The organism is Pseudarthrobacter sp. C1, from assembly GCF_034720455.1.
GTDB lineage: Bacteria > Actinomycetota > Actinomycetes > Actinomycetales > Micrococcaceae > Arthrobacter.
The window spans coordinates 344,380-366,566 of record NZ_JAYESK010000004.1 but is presented as its reverse complement, the minus strand read 5'-3'; the positions used below and the strand labels follow the sequence as shown (position 1 = coordinate 366,566).

The window sequence follows — 22,187 nt, the reverse complement described above, 5'->3', positions numbered from 1 at the left end:
TGCCCGGGGTGTGGTTCAGGACAGATCTGCCGCTGAACGGCGCACCTCTGCCGCCAGCCGGTGGGCACGGCCGGGCGTTCTTCCGTCCTCCTGCCGCCGCGGAATGTAACCGAAGCCCAGGCCGTAGGCAGGATCCGCGAACCCGAGCGCCGCGTTGGCGCCCTCATGCCCGAACGCGCGATGGCTCCCGAAGCTCCGCGACGGGTGCGGCTTCATGAACACGACGGCGAACGCGTTGTCCAGGCCTGAGGACCGGTCAAGGCCCCACACCTGTTCCTGCGACATCTGCTCGACGGTGGCTGCGGTGAGGAACGGTTCGCCGCCCTGGATTCCGGTGGTGGCTGCCGCGTAGAGGCGGGCCAGGCCCGAGGCTGCTCCCACGCCGCCTGCCGCGGACATCCCCGCGGCCCGGACCGGGCGGATATTGGGAAGCTCCATGATGGTGCTGACCGGGGCGTTGCTGTTCAGGCCCTCGAGGCTGAGCGGATCGAGCCAGGGCTCCACCGGTCCGGCCGCATAGAGGACGTCGCGGTAACGGTACTCCTGTTCCTCAGGCAGCCCAAGGAAAAAGTCGATACCGTACGGGCTCCTGATTCGCCCTTCATAGATCTCCTGCAGGGTTTCCCCGGCTGTGCGCCGGCACAGCTCTTCCATGATGATCCCGATGGTGAGCGCGTGGTAGCCAAACTGCCGGCCGGGCTGCCAGGTTGGAACAGCTCGCGCCAGCCGGGCCGCGGCGGCAGGGGTGGTGAACTCGTCCAGCCCGAAGCCGCCCTCGATGCCCATGAGCCCGGCCTGGTGCGACAAAGCCTCTCGGACCAGGAGGCGGTCCTTGCCATGCACGCCGAATTCCGGCCAGTAGTGCGCTACGGTCCGGTCGAGGTCGAGCAGACCGTCCTGAACCAGTAGCGCAATGACCATGGCAGCCACTCCCTTCGAACAGGAGTACGCCCCCGTCAAGGTGTCCGGCGCCATGTCCGGCCCGCCCGACAGTTCCACGACCGGGACCCCGTCCCTGTAGACGGCCAGCTGTGCGCTGTACTGCGGATCCTCGCGCAGGAATGTATTGAACAGTTCCAGGACGTTGTTGAAACCGGACGCTACGAAGTCGTGATGTCTATGCATGGCACCCAGCTTATCCAGAAAACGCTTACTGCCCTTCGGCGTCCGCCCCGTGCCCTAGCATGACCTCTTCCCCTGCCCTTACGGGCCCGGGCGGTGTCCCGTCCCCGAAGGGGCGGCCCCCCAGCGCTTCCCGGCCATGGGGCTCCAGCCAGCCCCTCAGATCCGGTCCTGCGGGGACTATGCCCGTGGGGTTGATGTCCTCATGGACGATGTAATAGTGCTGCTTGATCTGGACAAAATCGATGGTGTCGCCGAAGCCTGGCGTCTGGAACAGGTCCCGTGCGTAGCCCCACAGGGCTGGCATCTCGCTGAGTTTTTGCCGGTTGCACTTGAAGTGGCCGTGGTAGACGGGATCGAACCGGGCAAGTGTAGTGAACAGCCGCACGTCGGCTTCAGTGATGGTGTCACCCACCAGGTAGCGCTGCCCCGAGAGCCGGTCTTCGAGCCAGTCCAGGGCTGTCCACAGCCGGGCGTAGGCCGAGTCGTAGGCTTCCTGGGATCCTGCGAAACCGCAGCGGTAGACACCGTTGTTGACCTCGGTGAAGACGCGTTTATTGACCTGGTCGATTTCTTCGCGAAGATGCTCCGGGTACAGGTCCGGCGCCCCTGCGCGGTGAAACTCGGTCCACTCGGTGGAAAAGTCCAGCGTGATCTGCGGAAAGTTGTTGGTCACCACGGCACCGCTGGCAACGTCCACGATCGCGGGAACGGTGATGCCGCGGGGATACTCCGGGAACCTCTTGAAGTAGGCGTCCTGGATCCGTTCGATACCGAGGACGGGGTCCGTCCCGCCTGGATCGAGGTCAAAGGTCCACGAACGGGCATCGTGGGTGGGACCCGGCTGTCCCAGTGAAATGGCGTCTTCGAGGCCAAGCAGGCGCCTGACGATGACGGTCCTGTTGGCCCAGGGGCAGGCACGCGCCGCGATCAGCCGGTACCGTCCAGCTTCCACCGGCCAGCCCGGTTCGCCGTTCGGACCCGGAGTTGCGTCCCTCGTGATGCGGTCCTCAATGTAGTTGGTGTCGCGGTTGAACTCCGCTCCACCTGTGACGTAGGCGCCGCGGGTGCTGTGTTCTGCGCTCTTTCCCAAGGCATGTGCCTTTTCCGCCTGCTGCGTGGTGTCCGTTTCCTGGGTCATGGGACCACCCTATGCTCCGCGGGCAGGACAGTGGAGATCGGCTGCCAGGCCCACAGCCACGAGCCGGCCACCAGGGCCGCGAACAGAAGGATCCAGACGCCGGAGGGAACGGACGTGGCACGCCAGAGCAGGTATGCGTCGGAACTGGCCAGCCGGTCCCGGCGGCGCAGGTGCACATGGGTGAGCTTGATGAGGTCGCGCACGGCAGCCACCAGCAGTGCCAGGCCCAGGATGACAGCCACGTGGCCAACAAAGGCAGCCGGCACAAAGAGGATCAGGGCCAGGGTGATGGCAATTGCGGCCGAAGTGATAACGACGCCGGCGAGGTTCCGGAGGAACACCAGCGAGGCAGCCAGGGCCACGGCGCCGCCTGAGATTGCCGCCGGTCCCCACCCGTTGAAGCCGCACCACACGAACGCCGCACCCACCAGTGCCGGTACTGGGTACCCCCAAAAACATGACCAGGCGGTGGCGAGCCTGCTGCGGCTGTACGTGGTGGTGGTGCCTGAGTGGTCAAGGAGGAGCCGGATCCCGGCCAGCCGCTGGCCGCTCAGCACCGCAGCAACAGCGTGCCCCATCTCGTGCGTGGCCGTGGCCAGCAGGCCGAAGTACCGCCAGGAGCGGCGGGGCACTGACAAGGCGGCAGCTGTCATCACTGCCAGTGCCAGTTCCGTCAGTGTCACGTTGGGAGGATCTGCGCGGCTGAATGCTGCCAGTAATGTATCCCAGGGGTCTCCGGGCGTCGTCATCAGGGCCTCTCGCCCGCAGGGTCGTGGTGAGCCATAGCCGCCACGGTACCCGGGCTGGCTGGGTGCAGGCTTAAAACCGAAAGGCACGCCGACTACCGGGCGTGCCTCAGGATCGACGGGACTGCGGACGTTCCCGCAGCCCCACGTCGGCTGTATTAACTAGCCTTCGCACTCAGTGCAGTAGCTGTGGCCATCCTTCTGGCGCGCAATCTGGGACCGGTGACGGACCAGGAAGCAGGAGTAGCAGGTGAATTCGTCTTCAGCCTGCGGGATGACCTGTACCACGAGCTCTTCGGCCACGAACTCGCCTCCGGGCACGCCGGCGCCGTCAAGCCCGTCAGCCTCATCCAGTTCCAGCACAACGCTGCGTGCGTCGGGAGCATTTGCTGACTGGAGCTGCTCGAGAGAGTTGTCCTGCGATTCCTTGACGTCGGAGCGCAGTTCATCGTAATCGGTTGCCACTTTAGGTGCTTCTCTTTTCTTTGGTTCGCCTGTCGCGTATGAAACGTACAGCATCATGCGGGTATTCCCCAATAGCCGGAGTATATTGACCGTCCCCTGGGTAATGGTTCAAAGGAGGCAGCCTGCGGTGTTAGCGGCGAAATAGGGCTGCATGGCAGCGGATGGCGCCGCAAACGGTGCAGTCCGCACTACTGGTAAGGGGTGCACGTGGAGCAGCTCACTGCGGAATTCGGTGGTTCGGCGCGGGTGGGTACCGGTGTTGGTCCTGTCCTGGAGAAATTCGAGTCCGTGTCAAGGATCGCAGTGTTGCGGGGCGGAGGGCTCGGCGACGTGATCTTCGCCATACCCGCCATGGCCGCGCTCAAGGCAGCCTACCCCGCCGCAACCCTTACCTTGCTGGGAACTCCCGTGCACCAAGCGCTGTTTGCCGCAACCAAGAGCCCGGTGGATGAGGTGTGCATGCTGCCACACGCTGAAGGCGTCCGCCCGGGAGAGGAGGACCCGGCGGAGCTGGACGCGTTCTTTGATGACATGCGCGGACGCCGGTACGACCTGGCCGTCCAGCTCCATGGCGGTGGCCGGTACTCAAATCCGTTCCTGCTTCGGCTGGGGGCCCGGCACACGGTAGGCACGCGGACATCCGACGCTGCCAGTCTCGAGCGGACGGTTCCGTATGTCTACTACCAGCACGAACCACTCAGGGCGCTGGAGGTGGCCGGCATGGCCGGCGCTTTCCCCGTTGACCTGGAGGCCCGTCTGGCGCCGGCGGACAGCGGCGCTTCCGCCGCCGTAATGCGCGACGACGGCGCCGGCCCTTGGGTGGTGCTGCATCCCGGCGCCACTGATCCCCGACGGCGCTGGCCCGCCGGCCGGTTTGCTGAACTTGCGGCAGCATGCGCCGCGGATGGCTTCCGTGTTGCGGTCATCGGGGATGAGAGCGAACGCGCCCTTGCCGAACAGGTTGTGGAGCAGGCAGCCGCCGCCCACGTCCATTCATTCGCCGGGGACCTTGACATGGGCGGGCTCGTGGCACTGTTGGTCCGCGCCGCCGTAGTGGTGGGGAATGACAGCGGACCGCGGCACCTTGCCCAGGCGCTTGGGGTTCCGACGGTGGGGATCTTCTGGGCGGGCAACGTCATAAATGCCGGAGCGCTGGGCAGGAGCCTCCACCGCATCCACGCCTCCTGGGTGACCGCCTGCCCCACTTGCGGTATAGACATCACCCAGGTTGGCTGGACGGCGCCGCGGTGCCCGCACGATGACTCGGCGGTGGCCGGTGTTGCGGTGCGGGAGGTGCACGAGGATGTACGCAGCCTCGCAGCCACCGAGTTGACGAAAGTGGACGCATGAGCGGCACGGACGTTTTGACGGAGACGGGCCCGGGCAACCGCGTGGACAGGAAGCCTGAGCTTCTTGTCCTGCGGGCCTTGAAGCTCGGGGACCTGCTGGTTGCGGTGCCTGCCCTGAAGGCCCTTCGCCGCACGTTCCCCGGACACCGGCTGCGGTACGCGGCCCAGGGCTGGCTCTCGGAGGCCCTGGGGCTGGTCGGCGGCTACGAGCTGCTGCCCACCCACGGCCTGGACGAGCCGCTGGCCCTGGAAGCGGGCGTCGTTGACGTGGCAGTGAACCTGCACGGCAGCGGCCCGGAAAGCCAAGGGCGCATCGAAGCCCTCAAGGCGCGGCAGACCATCGGCCACCGCAGCGGGCACAGGGACGGGCCGCCCTGGCGTGCAGAACTGCATGAGCGGGAACGGTGGGTAAGGCTCCTGGAATGGCACGGGATCGACGCCGACCCCTTGGACGTGGGCTTGAACACACCGCATGTACCCAGCCCGGTTCCCGATGCGACGGTCCTTCATGTCGGCGCCGCCTACGGCAGCCGGCTCTGGCCCGCTGATCGCTTCGCTGCTGTTGCGGCAGCGCTGGATGCGGCAGGACACAACGTTGTCTTCACCGGGGGCAGCGGGGAACGGGACAGGGCGGTTGACGTCTGCCGGCGTGCGGGCCTCCCGGATGGAGCGGTGCTGGCCGGGCGGCTTGGACTGGGGGAGTTCGCTGCAACCATCGCTGCCGCGCGCCTGGTGATCTCAGCTGACACAGGCGCTGCACATCTCGCGTCGGCTTATGGCACGCCGTCGGTGGTGCTTTTTGGACCTGCCCCGCCCGAGATCTGGGGGCCCCCGCCAGGACCGCACGTTGTCCTGACCCGTGCGGAGCTGCGGCGGGGGGACACTTTTGCCGACCAGCCCGACCCTGCACTGCTGGGAGTCACTGTGCCGGATGTCCTCGCCGCGGTCGGCGGGCTGGGTCTGCCGTAGCGCTGGCGGGCACGTGAACCGGTCCGTCTGGGGCTCCTCCACGGGGCGGCAAAGTCCTAAGATGGGTTATGGGCGCTGACATTGAGATTGCGTTGGTTCTTGCAGTGGCGTTCCTCTGGATGACGGGAACGTTCGCGATCCTGTCCCGGATAGACTGCCCGGAACGGAAGGCCCGGCGTCAGGAGCGGAGAGCCAGGCGGTCAGGGAAACGGTGGGTCAGGTACCGCCCGGCTGTCCACGACTCCCGGCCGGAGGAACGGACCAGGCGCCACCGGCCCCGCAGGCTGCGGGTGCACTGACAGCGGACACCCAGGCGCGGGGCAGGCCGGCCGCCGCTCTCAGCGCACGATCACGATTGAGGCTGCCTCCCGATTCGCTGCCGCCGTGAAGGATGCGATGGCCCGGGCGATCTTCCGTCCGCCTTGTGATGACGGTTCGATCACGTTTGCGTAGTCCGCGTCCTCGCTGCAGATGAGCCGAAGGTCGATAAGGGCAGCACCGCGGGAAAAGGCGGCCCTGGCGATGGCATCGTTGAAGAGGCACAGTGCTGCCTCGATGACATTCCTGCCGGGCGCTGACGGGGGAGTGTCATAAATAGTGCATACCGCATACGGCAGGCCGGCCGCTTCGACCTGATCCACCATTTCCTCATAGTCCGCTGCAAATCTTTCCCGGGCTTTACCAAGCAACGCGAGCGCATCACCGACGGAGGGCGCACGCTCCTGCAGCAGTGGCGCATAGCCCAGGGCGTCGTTGCCGCCCGCACTTACCACCAGATGGGTTGCGTCGGACGGCAGTGCAGCCAGTTGCCGGGAAACGCCGGGGAGCACGTCGCCGTCGACCGCCAGGAGCGTGCACTGCCATCCCTGAAGTTCCTGCCTCAGCTGGGCGATGACGGCAGGCCCGCCACCGACATAGGCGCCGTTGTCAAAGATGGAATCGCCCAGCAGGACGATGTGGCCATTGCCGGCGACCGCCGTCGGACGTTCCTCCATGAGCTCATACTGCACCGTTCCCACCTGCCCTGCCATGGGCACGGCGGTGTGACCGGCACAATGCCCAAGCCTGCCCTGGGCCGGATGACAGTCCGGGTAGCGTGGAGGGAACCCCAATTATTCGAAGGAAACAACCATCAACAGGTCCGCCGCCACCACATCTGCCGTCCTGACCGGCCTCCTGCTGGCAGGCGCGCTCGCCGGCTGTGAAGCGGCAGCACGGGCAGGAAGCGAAATTGCCGAAGTCCTGGCAGGAAGTCCGGAAGCCGCTGTTGAACCTCCCGGAGGTCCTGGAGCCGATCCGGCTTACGAGGGGGATGCGGCCGCTGCTGCGCTCTCGCAGCTGGAAACGATTCCGGTGAAGGGCCGCGCACCGAGGACGGGATACACCCGGGAAGAGTTCGGTCCGGCGTGGGCCGACGTCGACCGAAACGGCTGCGACACCCGCAACGACATCCTCGCCCGCGACCTTGAAGCTGAGACGTTCAAGCCCGGAACGCACGACTGCGTGGTGGCCTCAGGCGTTCTGGCCGATAAGTACACCGGAACCACCATAAACTTCGTCCGTGGCGACGGGACCAGCTCCGCCGTCCAGATTGACCACCTCGTTCCGCTAAGCGACGCCTGGCAGAAGGGGGCCCGGCAGCTTGGAACGGAACAGCGGAAGCAGTTCGCCAACGACCCCCTGAACCTGATGGCGTCGGACGGCGGCACCAACGGTGCGAAGGGAGACAAGGATGCTGCCTCGTGGCTGCCGCCAAACAAGGCCTTCCGCTGTGAGTATGTAGTGCGTCAAACCGCCGTAAAGGCCAAGTACCAGCTGTGGGTCACCCAGGCCGAGCACGACGCCCTCGCCGGGATCCTGGCCGGCTGCCGCCACTGAGTCCTGCCCAAGCGGTGGGACGGACAGAAGAAAGCGTCAGAGCCGCTTCCTTGAAGGCAACCGGCATAGGCCATCAGAATCCAAGGGCGAAGTAGGCCAGCGGAGCCCCCACCAGCCCACATGCCACAGGTGCGCCGGCCAGGCAGAGGGCCGCGACCGCCCACGGCTTCCCGTCGCGTCTGCGGATCGCACCCACCGCGAAAATCTGGGAAGCCACCAGCAGCAACAAGGCGAGCACCGTCAGGGCCAGGCCCCAGTCGAAGGCGGTGCTCTGGAATATGGTGCAGGTCCACAGGCAAAAGTTGGCCCAGAGTAACCAGACCCCGCCAGCGACTCCCGACACTCCGATGAGCGCGGCTAAGAACGTGGCCCGGCCGGAAAATCCCTTCCCCATGCCGCCAATCATGAACGACAAAAAGCGGTTCGTGGTGAAGGCATGGCTGGAGACACAGAAAACCCCGGATTCCTGGGATGGAATCCGGGGTTTTCCCTGTGTGCGCGGAGGGGGACTTGAACCCCCACCCCCTTTCGAGGACTAGCACCTCAAGCTAGCGCGTCTGCCATTCCGCCACCCGCGCAGGTGGTATTCGGTGAACGTTTCCGCCTTTCAGCGTTTCGCGTTTCTCCGAAGCAGCGAGAAAAACTCTAACACGAACTTTCGGGAAACATGGAATCGGCCCCAGTGGGTAGGCTGAGGGCAACGATTCAGCACCGTTCCAACCCGCCAATCCAGTGAGGAGCTTTCCATGCCTGACGTCCTGCCCGAGGATGAAGTTGTCCGGATCTGCCAGGAACTCATCCGGATAGACACGTCAAACTACGGTGACGGTTCGGGGCCGGGCGAGCGGGCTGCGGCTGAATACGCCGCGGGGCTGATTGAGGAAGTGGGCCTTGCGGCGGAAATCTTCGAGTCCGCACCGGGCCGCGCCAATGTGGTGACGCGCATGGCCGGTGAGGATCCCTCCGCCAGCGCCTTGGTGGTGCACGGCCACCTGGACGTCGTGCCTGCGCTGCGGGACCAGTGGTCCGTAGACCCGTTCGGAGCCGAACTGAAGGACGGGCTGATCTGGGGCCGCGGCGCCGTCGACATGAAGGACATGGACGCCATGATCCTCTCCGTCCTGCGCAGCTTTGCCAGGTCCGGCACAAAGCCGAAACGCGACATCATTTTCGCCTTCTTCGCGGATGAGGAAGCCGGCGGCGCCTACGGAGCCCGCTACGCCGTGGACAAGCGCCCGGAACTGTTCGAGGGCGCCACGGAAGCCATCTCCGAGGTGGGCGGCTTCTCGGCCACCATCGGCGGGCAGCGCACGTACCTGCTGCAGACAGCGGAGAAGGGCATCTCCTGGCTCCGCCTCGTGGCCCACGGCAGGGCGGGCCACGGCTCACAGATCAGCACCGACAACGCCGTAACGCGGCTCGCCGCAGCCGTAACGCGCATCGGCGAGTACAAGTGGCCCATCGAGCTCACCCCCACCACCCGGCAGTTCCTGGACGGTGTGACCGAACTCACCGGCGTTGAGTTCGATGCCGACAATCCGGACATCCTGCTGAGCCAGCTGGGCACGGTGGCCCGCTTTGTGGGCGCCACCTTGCAGAACACCACAAACCCCACCCTGCTCAAGGGCGGCTACAAGCACAACGTCATCCCCGAATCCGCCGAGGCCCTGATCGACTGCCGGACACTTCCGGGCCAGCAGGACCACGTCCTGGAGATCGTTCGCGACCTCGCGGGAGCCGGCGTTGACGTCAGTTACGTGCACAAGGACGTTTCCCTTGAGGTCCCTTTCGCCGGGAACCTGGTGGATTCCATGATCGATGCCCTGCACTCCGAAGACCCGGGCGCCAAGGTGCTGCCCTACACTCTCTCCGGCGGCACGGACAACAAGTCGCTGAGCCGGCTCGGCATCACAGGCTACGGCTTTGCGCCCCTGATGCTGCCGGATGACTTGGACTTCACCGGCATGTTCCACGGCGTGGACGAGCGCGTACCTGCCGACTCCCTCAAGTTCGGCGCCAGGGTGCTCAACACCCTCCTCACCAACTACTGAGCCAGGCTGCCATGACGCCGGAAGAGATCCTGCCGGAGGAGCTGCTGGAGCAGATCCGCGGCCGCGCCGCCGGGTATGACAGGGACAACGCCTTCTTCCATGAGGACCTTAAGGACCTCGCGGCGGCCGGCTACCTGAAGCTGTTCGTTCCAGGGTCCGACGGCGGGGCAGGGCTTGGCCTTGAGGCGGCGGCGCAGTGCCAGCGGAGGCTGGCAACGGCCGCCCCGGCCACCGCGCTGGCCGTCAACATGCACCTGGTGTGGACCGGCGTCGCGCATGTCCTCGGCGCCCGCGGCGACGGATCCCTGGACTTTGTGCTCAAGGAAGCGGCCAACGGCGAGATCTTCGCGTTCGGCAACTCGGAAGCCGGCAACGACTCGGTCCTGTTCGACTCCCGGACCACGGCCGCGCCGCTGCCGGACGGCGGCTACTCTTTCACGGGAACCAAGATCTTCACCAGCCTCTCACCGGCGTGGACGAGGCTGGGAATCTTCGGGAAGGACCCTTCCGGCCGGGACGGCGAGGGGGAGCTGGTCCACGGCTTCATCACGCGCCAAACACCCGGCTACCGCATCCTCGACGACTGGGACGCGCTTGGGATGCGGGCCAGCCAGTCCTGCACCACCGTCCTGGACGGCGCCGGCGTTCCGCCGGAGCGCATCTTCCGCAGGATCCCCGTCGGCCCCAGCCGCGATCCCCTGGTTTTCGCGATCTTTGCCTGTTTCGAGACGCTGCTCGCCGCCGTCTACACCGGGCTGGGGGAGCGGGCCCTGGCCCTGGGCGTGGAGAACGTCAAGCGCCGCACCTCCTTCAAGAACGGCGGACGCAGCTACGCGCAGGACCCCGACATCCGCTGGAAGGTTGCCGAGGCGGCAATGGCCATGGATAACCTCTACCCGCAGCTGCGGTCCGTCGCAGCCGACGTGGATTCCCTGGTGGACCATGGCCAGCAGTGGTTCCCCAAGCTGGTGGGGTTGAAAGTGAACGCGACGGAAACGGCGCGGCGCGTAGTGGACCTGGCCATCCGCGTCAGCGGGGGATCCAGCTATTTCCGGGGATCGGAACTGGAGCGGCTCTACCGGGACGTCCTTGCCGGCATGTTCCATCCGTCCGATGACGAATCTGCCCACAACACCGTGGCCAACGCCTGGCTGGGTCCGCTGGAGGATTGACCTAAACGGTCCTTTGAACCTGCAGCACCCGGCGGCGCAGCCAAAAGCGCCGTCCTCCGCCCACGTACAGCTTGCTGCGCTCCAGCTCCCACTTGCCGTACTCGGAGTGTTCCACCAGGCGGCGCCGTGCCTCATGCAGGGAATCGACAGGGCTGACCGTCAGTACGAGGTACTCGTACTGCCTCAAATAGTCCCGTTCCCGCTGGACCGAACTGGTGAGAAATTGTTCCTTCATTTGCCCTCCATTCTCGTCCTTTTCCGGCTAACGTGAAGTCATGAGCATCGATCCGCGTGTCGCGCTTCAGTCCTTGACCACCGCTTTGGAAGAACACCTTATAGCAGCATCCAACCGCCGCGGAGACGGTGATCCCTCCGTGGAGGCGGCATTCTTTGCAGTTGCAGACGCCTTCGAAGTTTACGAAGACGCACTCTATGAGGCCTACAACGAGGTCACACCGCTCCAGGTCTTTGATGACGAGGACGAAGAGGACGAGGAAAGCGACGTGGACGACGACGAGGACCTGGAAATCGTCCAGGAGTAGGACCGCGGACCTAGTGCGGGGCTGACACATCCTCCAGAGCCCGGGCAATTTCCGGCGGCAGCGGCGAGAGCTGGGCATCCACCAGTTCCTTCAGCTGGGCCGGCGTCCGCGGGCCCACAATGGCGGTTGCTACGCCGTGCTGCGACAGAAGCCAACTGAGGGCAACGTCCTGCGGAGTCCGGCCCAGGCCTTTGGCTGCCATGCAAACAGCTTCCACCGTCCGGGACGGCTGCTCCTCCAGGTACGGCTCAACGTACCCGGCTTCGGTTGCGGAGGCAGCCCTTGATCCGGAGGGGATGCTGCCGCGGTACTTGCCCGTGAGCACGCCGCGGCCAAGCGGCGCCCACGCCATCAGGCCCATGCCGGCGTCCTCGACGGCAGGGATCAGTTCGGCTTCCGGCCTGCGCTGCAGGAACGAATACTCCGCCTGCGCGGCGACAAGGGGGAAGCCGGCGATGGCTGCGGCCTTCGCCGCCTGCCAGCCGTTGAAGTTGGAGACCCCCACATACCGCGCACGGCCGGTACGGACAGCAAATTCCAAAGCTGACAGCGTCTCGTCCAACGGCACATTACGGTCCCAGGCCTGCGCGAACCAGATGTCCACATAGTCGGTGCCCAGCCTGGCGAGGCTCGCTTCCAGTCCGGTGAGCATCGCATTACGCGACGTGTCCACGCCGAGCCGGCCATCCGGCGTCGTCATTCCTGCTTTAGTGGAGATGGAAACCTCCGTCCGGGCCACGACGTCGCCCAGCATGGAGCCGATCATCGCCTCCGAGCGCCCGTCCGCGTAGGAGGCGGCGGTATCGACGTGCCGGCCGCCGGCATTAAGGAAGGTGCGCAGCAACTCAGAGGCGTCCTGTTCGTCCGTTTCGCCGGCCCAGGACATGGTGCCGAGGGAAAGGGCGGAAACCCGCAATCCACTGTTGCCGACGTAACGCTGCTGCATAGCAGCAAGCTTACGGGCAGAACCGGCGCTGCCCATGACGTAGGGTCTTAGCGTGAACTGGTTTGAGGCGGCCCTGCTGGGCCTAGTGCAGGGACTGACCGAATTCCTTCCGATTTCATCGAGCGCGCATCTGCGGATTGTGGGGCAGTTCCTGCCCAATGCCGAGGATCCCGGCGCTGCTTTCACCGCCATCACCCAGCTGGGCACCGAGACGGCGGTGCTCATCTATTTCTGGCGGGACATCGTCCGGATCGTCAAGGCATGGGCCGGTTCGCTTACCGGAAAAGTCTCCCGGCAGGACCCGGATGCCCGGATGGGCTGGCTTGTCATCCTGGGCAGCCTCCCCATCGTTATCCTGGGACTGCTGTTCCAGGACCAGATCGAATCGGTGCTCCGCAGCATGTGGATCGTCGCCACCATGCTGATTGTCTTCGGTTTGATCCTGGCGGTCGCCGACGCAGTAGGCAGGCAGGAACGCGACCTGACCCGGCTGACGTACAAGCACGGCATCCTCTACGGCTTCGCCCAGGCCATGGCGCTGATCCCCGGCGTGTCCCGGTCCGGCGGCACCATCACCGCCGGCCTCCTGATGGGGTACACCCGGGAAGCGGCCGCACGGTACTCCTTCCTGCTGGCCATTCCGGCGGTTTTTGGCAGCGGCCTCTTCCAGCTGTACAAGACGGTGTCCAAGGAAGGAATCACCGGCCCCTACGGCCTGCCGGAAACCGCGCTTGCCACCGTCATCGCCCTGGTGGTGGGCTACATCATCATCGGCTGGTTCCTGAAGTTCGTTTCCACCCGCAGCTACCGGCTGTTCGTCTGGTACCGGATCTTCCTGGGCCTGGCCCTGTACCTCCTGCTCGGTTTCAATGTCATCAGCGCCTAGCACTAGGCTTGGCGTGTGAAATCCTGGAAATCCCGCCCCGTTCCCGACGTGCCCGGAAGCATGCCCGCCCTCCGGCTGTTCGACACGGCTGCAGGCCGTGAAGTTGCCCTGGAGAATGAGGGACGCCCCTCGATGTACGTCTGTGGCATCACGCCGTACGACGCCACGCACATGGGCCACGCCGCCAGCTACGTGGCCTTTGACCTCCTGAACAGGGCCTGGCGGGACGCCGGCCACGAGGTTGACTACGTGCAGAACGTCACGGACGTGGACGATCCGCTCCTGGAACGCGCCACGGCCACCGGCGTTGACTGGCAGGAGCTCGCCGCCAGCCAGATTGAGCTTTTCCAGACGGACATGGAAGCCCTCAACGTGCTCGCTCCGGACCACTACGTGGGTGCCGTGGAATCCATCGGCCTGATAGTTCCGGAGGTGGAACGGCTGGTCAGCCTCGGGCTGGCCTACAAAGTGCAGGGCACCAACGGCGAGCCTGACGGGGACGTTTATTACGACGTCGAAGCGGCCGGAAAGCACTCCGTGGCACCGGACGCGTGGACCCTGGGATGCATCTCCGGGTTGGCGGAAAGCGAGATGCTTGAGCTGTTCGCGGAACGCGGCGGCGATCCCGGGCGGGCAGGAAAGCGGCAGGCACTTGATCCGCTGCTGTGGCGGGTGGCACGGGAAGGCGAGCCAAGCTGGCCCGGCGGCAGCCTGGGTGCGGGCCGGCCCGGCTGGCACATTGAGTGCACCGTGATCGCGCAAAAGTACCTGCCCTCGCCCTTCACCGTTCAGGGCGGCGGCTCGGACCTGATCTTCCCGCACCACGAGATGGGTGCCGGCCACGCGTATTCACTTGCCGGTGTTCCACTTGCCAGGCACTACGCCCATGCAGGCATGGTGGGCCTGGACGGCGAGAAGATGAGCAAATCCAAAGGAAACCTGGTCCTGGTGTCGAAACTTCGGGCAGCGGGGGAGGACCCTGCCGCCATCCGCCTTGGCATCCTTGCCCACCACTACCGCTCCGACTGGTCCTGGACGGATGAAGGGTTCCTGGAAGCCAAGGCCACCCTGGCCGCGTGGCGCCGGGCGCTGGGCCGCGCTCCCAAGGGGTCTGCCGTCCCGCTTGTTGCCGAGATGCGGGAGGCTCTGGCTGCGGACTTGAATGCCCCGGCTGCCGTCGCGGCCGTGTCCCGCTGGGCGGAGCAGGCAAACAACGACGCCGGCCCGGCAAGTCCGGTAGACCAGGCAATGGTCAAGGACGCCGTGGACGCCTTGCTTGGTGTGGTTCTCTAGGCTGCCCGTTCAGGGCCGGTCCTGGCCCCGCCGCTTGAGATAGCGCTCAAACTCGCGGGCAATCGACTCGCCGGTGGCCTCGGGCAGGTCCGCCGTGTCCTTTGCCTCCTCAAGCTGCCGGACATAGGCGGCGATTTCGGGATCTTCCGTGGCGAGTTCGTCCACACCCCGTTCCCAGGCGTCTGCCTCCTCTGCCAGCTCATGCGTGTCCAACGGCACCTGGAGCAGTTCCTCGATGCGGTTCAGGAGCGCCAGCTGGGCCTTCGGTGACGGCGCCTGGGCAACGTAGTGGGGGACCGCGGCCCAAAGCGAGACGGTGGGAATTCCTGCCAGCAGGGCGACCTCCGAGAGCACGCCGACGATTCCCACCGGGCCTTCATACTGCGAAGCCTCCAGGTTCATGCGCTCCCGCAGGGGGGCGTCGTCAGAAGAAGTGCTGACCGGAATGGGCCTGCTGTGCGGAACATCCGCCAGCAGCGCCCCGACCAGGACGACATAGTCAACGTTCAGCGCTTCAGCGTGCACCAGGAGTTCGGCCGTGTAGGCGCGCCACTTGTAGGACGGTTCAGTTCCCTGGACAAAAATGACGTCCACATTCGAATCCGGTGCGCTGGCCTTGTAGATCCTCGTGGAGGGCCACTTTATCTTGCGTTCACCGGCAGCATTCCGGCGCACGGTGGGCCGCGTGAACTGGAAGTCGTAATACTCGTCCGCGTCGATGGACGCCACCTTCTTGCCGCCCCACAGTTTGTTCAGGTAGCGCAACGAATCGCTTGCCGCTTCTCCGGCGTCGTTCCAGCCTTCAAAGGCGGCAAGCATCACTGTTATGCGCTGTCCGTCAGCGACCGGCTGCAGGAACCGCTCGGGTCCGGCACCTGGTTCGGCGGTGTCTCCCTCGAAGCTATTCATTTCTTCACCCTACGTCCAAGGACCGCAGCTGTGCATTGAATGAAGCGCCGCAAAATCCGCCGAAAGCAGGGTCGGTGGCGCGAACGAGCCCGATATTCGCCGAAGGCGTAGCCGTCAGCCTGCGTCCGGGCTGTCCCCGTAGACTGAGGACATGCGATTGCCAGCTGACAGTTCCCCGCTCAAAGCCGTCCTGTGGGACATGGACGGCACGATTGTTGACACGGAGCCGTACTGGATTGCTGCCGAACACGCACTGGTGGAAGCCCACGGCGGTACCTGGTCCCATGAACAGGCCATGCAGTTGGTCGGGCAGTCGCTGACCTTTTCCGCCGGCATCCTGCAGGAGGCCGGCGTGGACCTTGAAATACGCGAAATCATTGACACCCTGACCGGGGCCGTCGTGAGCAGCGTGCAACGCCAGGTGCCATGGCGGCCCGGTGCGCGCGAACTCCTCGAGGAGCTTCACCTCGCAGGGGTCCGCTGCGCCCTGGTCACCATGTCCGAGGGGCCGCTGGCCCGCCAGGTGGTTGCCAGCCTTCCACGGCCGTACTTTGAAGTCCTGGTCACCGGGGACACAGTGGCGCAGGGCAAGCCGCACCCCGAGGCGTACCTGACCGCCGTCGAATGGCTGCAGGACTCGGACCCGGAGCTGGCCATCCATCACTGCGTCGCGCTGGAGGACTCAGCCCCGGGTGTGGCGGCAGCCGTGGCGTCCGGCGTGGCAACCGTGGCTATTCCGCACATCGTCCCGCTTCCCGAGGATGATCGGTACACGCTCTGGGACTCACTGTCCGGCCGCTCCGTGACGGACCTTGAATCCCTGGTCCTGGCCGGCCCTGAGCTCTTGGGGTCCTCATCTGCGCCTGCCCGCTCGCCGGAGATCTCCGGTGGCTGAAACCAGTGCGCCGGTCCGGCGCGAGGGCATCCCGCTGGGCAGGATTGCCGGAGTTCCAGTGGTGCTCGCCTATTCGTGGTTCGTCATCGCCGCCTTCACCGTGATCGTGTATGGCCCTGTCCTGGGCCAGGAGAACCCCGCCCTTGGCGCCAGCGCATACATTGTGGCGTTCGCCTACGCCGTCCTGCTCCTCATCTCGGTATTGGTCCACGAGCTCGCCCACGCGCTGACAGCGAGAATCTACGGCTGGCCGACCCAGAAGATCGTGCTGAACCTCTGGGGCGGGCATACGCAGTTCGAGAGCTTTACCGCGACGCCGGGACGGTCAGTCCTGGTGGCCCTGGCCGGGCCCGCCGCGAATTTCGTCCTGGCCGCGGGCGCCTGGCTGGTGCTCGGCACAGTGGCCCTGGGCAGCGTTGCCGAAATCCTGATCAACATTTTCATGTGGGCGAACTTCCTGATTGGCGTCTTCAACGTGCTCCCGGGACTTCCCCTTGACGGTGGACGGCTGGTCGAATCCGCCGTATGGAAGGCAACCGGTAGCCAGGCAAAAGGCACTGTGGCCGCCGGGTGGGGCGGCCGCATCATCGTCGTCGCCATCTGCTATTGGTTCGTTGCGCGGCCCCTGCTGGCCGGAAAGTCGCCCGACTTCAGCCTGCTGATGATCACGGTCCTGGTGGCCAGCTTCCTCTGGGTGGGTGCCTCGGCGTCCATCCAGCAGGGAACCCTCCGGGGACGGCTCCACCTTGTCAGCGCCGCAGGGCTGTCGACGCCGGCTACCGGGCTGCCTGCCACGGCAACGGTGGAGGAAGCCCTCCGGCACGAGGGTGCCGGTGCCCTGTCACTGGTGGTTTGCGGGCCGGACGGCCGGCCGGAGGGAGTGGTGGATGCCGCCGCCCTGTCCTCTGTCCCTGCGCACGCTGCGGCTTCCACCCCCATCACGGCTGTTTCCTTCGCCCTCGCACCGGGGGCTTACGTTCCCGAATGGTCGAAAGGACAGGAGCTGCTCCAGTTCCTCTCCCAGCTCGAAGGGCGGCATTACGCCGTGGTGGACCACAACGGCAAGGTCACCGGGCTTCTTTCCCAGGACGCGGTCCTGGCCGCCGTTACTGGAAAACCCCGGCGGCCCGATACGCGCCGGCAGGGCCAAAACCGGTAGAGTTACCTGCCGGCCGGTGCATCGCCGCCGCAGAAGCCGGATTGTCTGCAATGGGACATCCAGGCGCCATGTTTTACAGGAGCGAGGAAATTCATGAGCAGCGAAACTGCCGTCAACGAGGCCACAGCAGCTTCCGGTCAAGCCGGTGATGCTACCGGCGTCTCGCAGCCCGTCGGCGCTGCCCGCCGGCGTGGTCCTTTCCGCGAAGGTGAGCGCGTCCAGTTGACCGACGAGCGCGGGCGCATGAATACCATCACCCTTGAGAGTGGCGGAGCATTCCACACGCACCGCGGCTTCCTGAACCACGATGACATCATCGGCAAGGCGGACGGGTCGGTGGTTGTCAACAACGTCGGCCAGCAGTACCAGACCCTGCGCCCCCTGCTCTCCGACTTCGTCCTGTCCATGCCGCGCGGGGCCGCAGTGGTGTACCCCAAGGACGCCGGGCAGATCGTGACGATGGCTGATATCTTCCCCGGTGCGCGCGTCGTGGAAGCGGGCGTGGGCTCCGGGGCGCTGTCGATTTCCCTGCTCCGGGCTGTAGGCGACCAGGGCTACCTCCACTCTTTCGAGCGCCGCGAGGAGTTCGCCGACATTGCCCGCGGCAACGTCGAGACGATTTTCGGCGGGCCGCACCCGGCCTGGCAAATCTCCCTGGGCGACTTCCAGGACGAGGTGGTCCGGAGCGAAGCGCCGGGCTCCGTGGACCGCGTGGTCCTGGACATGCTGGCTCCGTGGGAATGCCTGGACGCCGTGGCAACCGTCCTGGCGCCCGGCGGTGTCTGGATCAACTACGTGGCCACGGTGACCCAGCTTTCCCGCACCGCCGAAGCCATTCGTGCAGACGGCCGCTTTACTGAACCGGATGCCTGGGAATCCCTGGTCCGGGGCTGGCACCTCGAAGGACTGGCCGTCCGGCCGGACCACCGCATGGTGGCGCATACCGGGTTCCTGCTGGTCACCCGGCGCCTGGCCGACGGCGTTACCGGCATCTCCGTGAAGCGCCGCCCCTCCAAAACCGACTTCAATGAAGAGGACGTCAACGCCTGGACCCCCGGCGCGGTCGGGGAACGGCAGGTCTCCGACAAGAAGCTCCGGCGCGCAGCGCGGGACGCCATCGCCGGAACGAACGTCAAGGACGAGCCCGAGGTCACGAAGTAGTCCACATTTCGGGAGTCGCCATCCCTACCTGCCGTGTTGGGGCTAATGTCTTAATAGAAGCGCAGGAAGGGGCTGATACATCATGGAGACGCCAAACCAGGACTCCGGACGTACACCGGCAGAGCAGTCTGCCGCCAATGACCTCTCGGTTGCCGACCGCCAGGTCAACATCCTCCGGGACAAGCTGAGGCACATTGACCGCCAGCTGGCTGCGGCGACGCAAAACAACACCAAGCTGGTCAGCATGCTTGAAACCGCGAAGGCCGAGATCCTTCGGCTGAAAAATGCGCTGGACCAGGAGGGGCAGCCACCCTACAGCTTCGGTACCATCCTGCAGTTGAACCCCAAGCGCCAGCCCTCACCCGGCAACAGCGGACAGGCCGCAACCGAGGAATCGGTGGACATCTTCAACGCGGGACGGAAGATGCGAGTGGGCATCAGCCCCCTGGTGAACATCAACCAGCTGGCCGTTGGGCAGGAGGTCCTGCTCAACGAGGCCCTCCTTGTGGTCGCCGGGCTGGGATACGAGCGGGCCGGTGAACTCGCCACCCTGAAGGAAATGCTCGGTGCCGATCGCGCCCTCGTGGTGGGGCGTGCCGATGAAGAGCGGGTTGTGCGGCTTTCCGGAGCGCTCCTTGCCGAAAAGCTGCGGGTGGGCGATGCCCTGTCGGTTGACTCCAGGACCGGATACGCCCTCGAAAAGGTGCCCCGCTCCGAGGTGGAGAACCTCGTGCTGGAGGAAGTCCCTGACATCACCTACGAGGACATTGGCGGTCTTGGGCCCCAAATCGAGCAGATCCGTGACGCCGTCGAACTGCCGTTCCTCCACCCTGACCTCTACCGGGAACACGGCCTCAAAGCTCCCAAGGGCATCCTGCTGTACGGCCCTCCCGGCTGCGGCAAGACCCTCATCGCCAAGGCCGTGGCCAATTCCCTTGCCGCCCGCGCCGCCGAGCGTTCGGGCAATGTGGACCTGAAAAGCTATTTCCTGAACATCAAGGGGCCGGAACTGCTGGACAAGTACGTCGGTGAGACCGAGCGCCACATCCGGCTGATCTTCTCCAGGGCACGCGAAAAGGCCTCCGATGGCAGCCCGGTCGTGGTGTTTTTCGATGAGATGGATTCCCTCTTCCGCACGCGCGGCACAGGGATTTCGTCCGACGTCGAAACAACCATCGTGCCGCAGCTGCTCAGCGAGATTGACGGCGTGGAGCGGCTGGACAACGTGATCGTCATTGGCGCGTCAAACCGTGAGGACATGATCGATCCGGCAATCCTCCGTCCGGGCCGGCTTGACGTTAAGGTCAAAATCAACCGTCCGGATGCGGAGGCTGCTGCGGACATTTTCAACAAGTACATCACTCCGGACCTGCCGTTCCACGAATCCGATCTCGCTGAGCACGACGGCGATGTCCAGGCGACGGTGGATGCGATGGTCCAGCGCACTGTCGAAGCTATGTACTCCACCGACAAGTCCAACGAGTTCCTTGAGGTCACCTACGCCAACGGCGACACGGAAATGCTCTACTTCAAGGACTTCAACTCCGGTGCCGTGGTGCAAAACGTTGTGGACCGGGCCAAGAAGTATGCCATCAAGGACCTTCTCATCACGCAGCAGAAGGGTCTGAGGATCGAGCACCTGCTGCGCGCCGTCGTGGACGAATTCCGCGAGCACGAGGACATGCCCAACACCACCAATCCGGATGACTGGGCACGGATCTCGGGCAAGAAGGGCGAACGGATCACATACATCCGGACCATCGTCCAGGGCAAGGCGGGCCAGGAGCCAGGCAAGTCGATCGAAACCATGCCGACCACAGGGCAGTATCTATGACCGCTGCACGGGAACCCGCGGCCGGGGGGACTCTGCCGGCCGGCGGGGCCATGCGGGTGATGGGGGCGGAAACGGAGTATGGCATCCATGCCCCCTCCGCCCCGACTGCCAATGCCACCATGATGAGTGCCAGGGTGGTCCAGGCCTATGCGCAGGTAACCCGGCAGCGCGCCGCCGGCGGAGCGGAAACCCGCTGGGACTATACGGATGAGGAGCCGCTGCATGACGCCCGCGGCTGGACAGTGGACCGACGCTCAGCCCATCCGAGCCAGCTCACCGACCAGCCGCCGGTGCTGGACGCGGAAACGGTGGCACTGGCGTACGGGCGGGAGGAGCTGGAGCTCGACGGGCAGGACGAGTCCGGAACGCTGCTGATGAACATGGTCCTCGGCAATGGCGCGCGGCTGTACGTCGACCATGCCCATCCCGAGTACTCCAGCCCGGAGGTGACCAACCCGCGGGACGCCGTGAAGTGGGACGCCGCCGGAGACCTTGTTGCGCTGGCCACCGTTCGCCGGCTGGCCGCAGATCCGGACCTTCCGCCGGTCAACCTGTACAAGAACAACACGGACAATAAATCGGTGTCCTACGGCTCGCACGAGAACTACCTCATGCCGCGTTCCGTTCCCTTCGGCGACATCGTGCGGGGCCTGACGCCCTTTTTCGTCAGCCGCCAGGTCCTGTGCGGATCCGGCCGGGTGGGCATCGGCCAGGACGCCTCCACCCCGGGTTACCAGATCAGCCAGCGGGCCGACTTCTTCGAAGCGGAAGTGGGACTGGAGACCACTATCCGCCGGCCCATTATCAATACCCGGGACGAGCCGCACGCAACAGCGGACAAGTACCGGCGCCTGCATGTCATCATCGGCGACGCAAACCTCAGCCAGGTTTCCAATTACCTGAAGTTCGGAACCACGTCGATGGTCCTCAGCCTCATTGAGGCAGGGCTGGCGCCCAAGATCGAGGTGTACGAGCCGGTTTCTGCACTCCAGGCGGTAAGCCACGATACTTCGCTCACCGCAAAACTGCGGCTGCTGGACGGCAGGCGGGTCACCGCCCTTGACCTCCAGTGGATATACCACGAGGCCGCGGCCAAGCTGGCGCAGGATACGGGGGTTGGCGACGCCGTGGACGGGGACGGCCACACGCATGACGTCCTGGAGCGTTGGGCCACCGTCCTGACCCAGCTCGACAATGACCGGGCCGCCGCAGCTTCCTCGGTGGAGTGGCTTGCCAAACTGTCGCTGCTCGACGGCTACCGTGAACGCGACGGACTTGAGTGGAACGACGCCAGGCTCGGCCTCGTCGACCTTCAGTGGGCTGATATCAGGCCCGAAAAGGGACTCTATTACCGGTTCCTCGCCAGGGACAGGATGCAAAGAATCCTTGAAGATGACGCCATCGTCTCCGCCGTCACTGAACCACCGGCCGATACCCGCGCATACTTTCGGGGCAAGTGCATCAGCAGCTTCGGCAAGGACGTCGTAGGTGCCAGTTGGGACTCCGTAATCTTCGATGTTCCGGGATACGGCCGGCTCCAGCGCGTGCCCACCAGGGAACCGCTTAGGGGAACCAAAGCCCTGACCGGAGCGTTGTTTGATCGCTACCGGGACGCAGGCCCGTTCCTCGCGGAGCTTCTGGGACATAACGCTCCGCCTGCGGCGTAAAC

Annotated in this window: 22 protein-coding genes and 1 tRNA gene; 13 read left to right on the top strand and 10 right to left on the bottom strand. The window is 65.3% G+C overall.

Annotated elements, in window-relative coordinates; translation table 11 throughout:
• Window positions 1-15: 15 nt before the first annotated feature.
• The 4 genes from U7114_RS09345 to U7114_RS09330 all read right to left on the bottom strand — a co-directional run bounded on the left by U7114_RS09345 (window position 16) and on the right by U7114_RS09330 (window position 3,474).
• Window positions 16-1,125 (bottom strand): serine hydrolase domain-containing protein, encoded by a 1,110-nt coding sequence (locus tag U7114_RS09345; RefSeq protein ID WP_323057163.1) that lies wholly within the window; start codon window positions 1,123-1,125, stop codon window positions 16-18.
• Window positions 1,126-1,150: 25 nt separating this feature from the next.
• A complete protein-coding gene (locus tag U7114_RS09340; protein WP_321213541.1) occupies window positions 1,151-2,263 on the bottom strand; it encodes a glutathione S-transferase family protein in 1,113 nt (370 codons plus the stop codon).
• On the bottom strand, window positions 2,260-3,012 hold the full coding sequence (locus U7114_RS09335) for a M50 family metallopeptidase (RefSeq protein WP_323057162.1): 753 nt from the start codon (window positions 3,010-3,012) through the stop codon (window positions 2,260-2,262). The genes U7114_RS09340 and U7114_RS09335 overlap by 4 nt, the downstream gene beginning before the upstream one ends.
• A gap of 159 nt (window positions 3,013-3,171) precedes the next feature.
• Window positions 3,172-3,474, bottom strand: coding sequence for a DUF4193 domain-containing protein (locus U7114_RS09330; protein WP_066275770.1), 303 nt, complete (start codon window positions 3,472-3,474; stop codon window positions 3,172-3,174).
• A 207-nt stretch (window positions 3,475-3,681) separates the two neighbouring features.
• On the opposite strand from U7114_RS09330, the gene U7114_RS09325 reads away from it, so the two are divergent.
• Together U7114_RS09325 and U7114_RS09320 are read left to right on the top strand one after the other, a co-directional pair.
• Window positions 3,682-4,824, top strand: a complete 1,143-nt coding sequence (locus U7114_RS09325) for a glycosyltransferase family 9 protein (RefSeq protein ID WP_321213543.1) — start codon at window positions 3,682-3,684, stop codon at window positions 4,822-4,824.
• Window positions 4,821-5,792 carry a glycosyltransferase family 9 protein gene (locus U7114_RS09320; RefSeq protein WP_323057161.1) on the top strand — a complete coding sequence of 324 codons (972 nt, stop codon included), beginning with the start codon at window positions 4,821-4,823 and terminating at the stop codon, window positions 5,790-5,792. Before U7114_RS09325 ends, U7114_RS09320 begins: the two co-directional genes overlap by 4 nt.
• A 338-nt stretch (window positions 5,793-6,130) precedes the next feature.
• Here the strand turns inward: U7114_RS09320 and U7114_RS09315 are convergent, their stop codons facing one another.
• The gene (locus U7114_RS09315; protein WP_323057160.1) at window positions 6,131-6,787 is read right to left on the bottom strand and encodes an SGNH/GDSL hydrolase family protein; all 657 of its coding nucleotides are present in this window, start codon (window positions 6,785-6,787) and stop codon (window positions 6,131-6,133) included.
• A 358-nt stretch (window positions 6,788-7,145) separates the two neighbouring features.
• Here U7114_RS09315 and U7114_RS09310 point away from each other — a divergent pair, with 358 nt between their 5' ends.
• Entirely contained in the window at window positions 7,146-7,670 is a 525-nt protein-coding gene (locus U7114_RS09310) for an HNH endonuclease family protein (protein ID WP_323057159.1), read from the top strand.
• A 73-nt stretch (window positions 7,671-7,743) separates the two neighbouring features.
• Here the strand turns inward: U7114_RS09310 and U7114_RS09305 are convergent, their stop codons facing one another.
• Together U7114_RS09305 and U7114_RS09300 are read right to left on the bottom strand one after the other, a co-directional pair.
• Window positions 7,744-8,064, bottom strand: a complete 321-nt coding sequence (locus tag U7114_RS09305) for a hypothetical protein (RefSeq protein WP_321213547.1) — start codon at window positions 8,062-8,064, stop codon at window positions 7,744-7,746.
• Between the two features lie 101 nt (window positions 8,065-8,165).
• Window positions 8,166-8,248, bottom strand: a tRNA-Leu gene (locus tag U7114_RS09300).
• Between the two features lie 168 nt (window positions 8,249-8,416).
• Here U7114_RS09300 and U7114_RS09295 point away from each other — a divergent pair.
• A complete protein-coding gene (locus U7114_RS09295) occupies window positions 8,417-9,721 on the top strand; it encodes a M20/M25/M40 family metallo-hydrolase (RefSeq protein ID WP_157242322.1) in 1,305 nt (434 codons plus the stop codon).
• Between the two features lie 11 nt (window positions 9,722-9,732).
• The gene (locus U7114_RS09290; protein WP_323057158.1) at window positions 9,733-10,893 is read left to right on the top strand and encodes an acyl-CoA dehydrogenase family protein; all 1,161 of its coding nucleotides are present in this window, start codon (window positions 9,733-9,735) and stop codon (window positions 10,891-10,893) included.
• 1 nt (window position 10,894) lies between these two features.
• Here the strand turns inward: U7114_RS09290 and U7114_RS09285 are convergent, their stop codons facing one another.
• Window positions 10,895-11,128 (bottom strand): DUF5703 family protein, encoded by a 234-nt coding sequence (locus tag U7114_RS09285; RefSeq protein ID WP_157242320.1) that lies wholly within the window; start codon window positions 11,126-11,128, stop codon window positions 10,895-10,897.
• Between the two features lie 40 nt (window positions 11,129-11,168).
• Here U7114_RS09285 and U7114_RS09280 point away from each other — a divergent pair, with 40 nt between their 5' ends.
• Window positions 11,169-11,435: a hypothetical protein gene (locus tag U7114_RS09280; protein WP_157242319.1), complete on the top strand. Its 267-nt coding sequence runs from the start codon at window positions 11,169-11,171 to the stop codon at window positions 11,433-11,435.
• Between the two features lie 10 nt (window positions 11,436-11,445).
• Here the strand turns inward: U7114_RS09280 and U7114_RS09275 are convergent, their stop codons facing one another.
• A complete protein-coding gene (locus tag U7114_RS09275; protein WP_323057157.1) occupies window positions 11,446-12,381 on the bottom strand; it encodes an aldo/keto reductase in 936 nt (311 codons plus the stop codon).
• Between the two features lie 52 nt (window positions 12,382-12,433).
• On the opposite strand from U7114_RS09275, the gene U7114_RS09270 reads away from it, so the two are divergent.
• Both U7114_RS09270 and mshC read left to right on the top strand, forming a co-directional pair.
• A complete protein-coding gene (locus tag U7114_RS09270; RefSeq protein ID WP_321213551.1) occupies window positions 12,434-13,267 on the top strand; it encodes an undecaprenyl-diphosphate phosphatase in 834 nt (277 codons plus the stop codon).
• Window positions 13,268-13,282: 15 nt separating this feature from the next.
• A complete protein-coding gene (gene mshC, locus U7114_RS09265) occupies window positions 13,283-14,560 on the top strand; it encodes a cysteine--1-D-myo-inosityl 2-amino-2-deoxy-alpha-D-glucopyranoside ligase (protein WP_323057156.1) in 1,278 nt (425 codons plus the stop codon).
• 9 nt (window positions 14,561-14,569) lie between these two features.
• On the opposite strand, the gene U7114_RS09260 is transcribed toward mshC, so the two are convergent.
• A complete protein-coding gene (locus U7114_RS09260) occupies window positions 14,570-15,469 on the bottom strand; it encodes a PAC2 family protein (protein ID WP_321213553.1) in 900 nt (299 codons plus the stop codon).
• Window positions 15,470-15,620: 151 nt separating this feature from the next.
• On the opposite strand from U7114_RS09260, the gene U7114_RS09255 reads away from it, so the two are divergent.
• From U7114_RS09255 to dop, 5 genes are all read left to right on the top strand, one after another.
• Entirely contained in the window at window positions 15,621-16,364 is a 744-nt protein-coding gene (locus tag U7114_RS09255; protein ID WP_321213554.1) for an HAD family phosphatase, read from the top strand.
• Window positions 16,357-17,523: a site-2 protease family protein gene (locus U7114_RS09250; protein ID WP_323057155.1), complete on the top strand. Its 1,167-nt coding sequence runs from the start codon at window positions 16,357-16,359 to the stop codon at window positions 17,521-17,523. The genes U7114_RS09255 and U7114_RS09250 overlap by 8 nt, the downstream gene beginning before the upstream one ends.
• Window positions 17,524-17,616: 93 nt before the next feature.
• Window positions 17,617-18,684, top strand: a complete 1,068-nt coding sequence (locus U7114_RS09245; protein ID WP_323057154.1) for a tRNA (adenine-N1)-methyltransferase — start codon at window positions 17,617-17,619, stop codon at window positions 18,682-18,684.
• Between the two features lie 82 nt (window positions 18,685-18,766).
• Window positions 18,767-20,518, top strand: a complete 1,752-nt coding sequence (arc, locus tag U7114_RS09240) for a proteasome ATPase (protein WP_157242314.1) — start codon at window positions 18,767-18,769, stop codon at window positions 20,516-20,518.
• Window positions 20,515-22,185, top strand: coding sequence for a depupylase/deamidase Dop (gene dop, locus U7114_RS09235; RefSeq protein ID WP_323057153.1), 1,671 nt, complete (start codon window positions 20,515-20,517; stop codon window positions 22,183-22,185). Before arc ends, dop begins: the two co-directional genes overlap by 4 nt.
• Window positions 22,186-22,187: the final 2 nt, after the last annotated feature.

Coding starts and splice junctions, on each gene's coding strand:
- U7114_RS09345 (WP_323057163.1), bottom strand. CDS start 1,125: ATGCATAGACATCACGACTTCGTAGCGTCCGGTTTCAACAACGTCCTG.
- U7114_RS09340 (WP_321213541.1), bottom strand. CDS start 2,263: ATGACCCAGGAAACGGACACCACGCAGCAGGCGGAAAAGGCACATGCC.
- U7114_RS09335 (WP_323057162.1), bottom strand. CDS start 3,012: ATGACGACGCCCGGAGACCCCTGGGATACATTACTGGCAGCATTCAGC.
- U7114_RS09320 (WP_323057161.1), top strand. CDS start 4,821: ATGAGCGGCACGGACGTTTTGACGGAGACGGGCCCGGGCAACCGCGTG.
- U7114_RS09315 (WP_323057160.1), bottom strand. CDS start 6,787: ATGGAGGAACGTCCGACGGCGGTCGCCGGCAATGGCCACATCGTCCTG.
- U7114_RS09305 (WP_321213547.1), bottom strand. CDS start 8,064: ATGGGGAAGGGATTTTCCGGCCGGGCCACGTTCTTAGCCGCGCTCATC.
- U7114_RS09295 (WP_157242322.1), top strand. CDS start 8,417: ATGCCTGACGTCCTGCCCGAGGATGAAGTTGTCCGGATCTGCCAGGAA.
- U7114_RS09290 (WP_323057158.1), top strand. CDS start 9,733: ATGACGCCGGAAGAGATCCTGCCGGAGGAGCTGCTGGAGCAGATCCGC.
- U7114_RS09285 (WP_157242320.1), bottom strand. CDS start 11,128: ATGAAGGAACAATTTCTCACCAGTTCGGTCCAGCGGGAACGGGACTAT.
- U7114_RS09280 (WP_157242319.1), top strand. CDS start 11,169: ATGAGCATCGATCCGCGTGTCGCGCTTCAGTCCTTGACCACCGCTTTG.
- U7114_RS09275 (WP_323057157.1), bottom strand. CDS start 12,381: ATGCAGCAGCGTTACGTCGGCAACAGTGGATTGCGGGTTTCCGCCCTT.
- U7114_RS09260 (WP_321213553.1), bottom strand. CDS start 15,469: ATGAATAGCTTCGAGGGAGACACCGCCGAACCAGGTGCCGGACCCGAG.
- U7114_RS09255 (WP_321213554.1), top strand. CDS start 15,621: ATGCGATTGCCAGCTGACAGTTCCCCGCTCAAAGCCGTCCTGTGGGAC.
- U7114_RS09245 (WP_323057154.1), top strand. CDS start 17,617: ATGAGCAGCGAAACTGCCGTCAACGAGGCCACAGCAGCTTCCGGTCAA.
- arc (WP_157242314.1), top strand. CDS start 18,767: ATGGAGACGCCAAACCAGGACTCCGGACGTACACCGGCAGAGCAGTCT.
- dop (WP_323057153.1), top strand. CDS start 20,515: ATGACCGCTGCACGGGAACCCGCGGCCGGGGGGACTCTGCCGGCCGGC.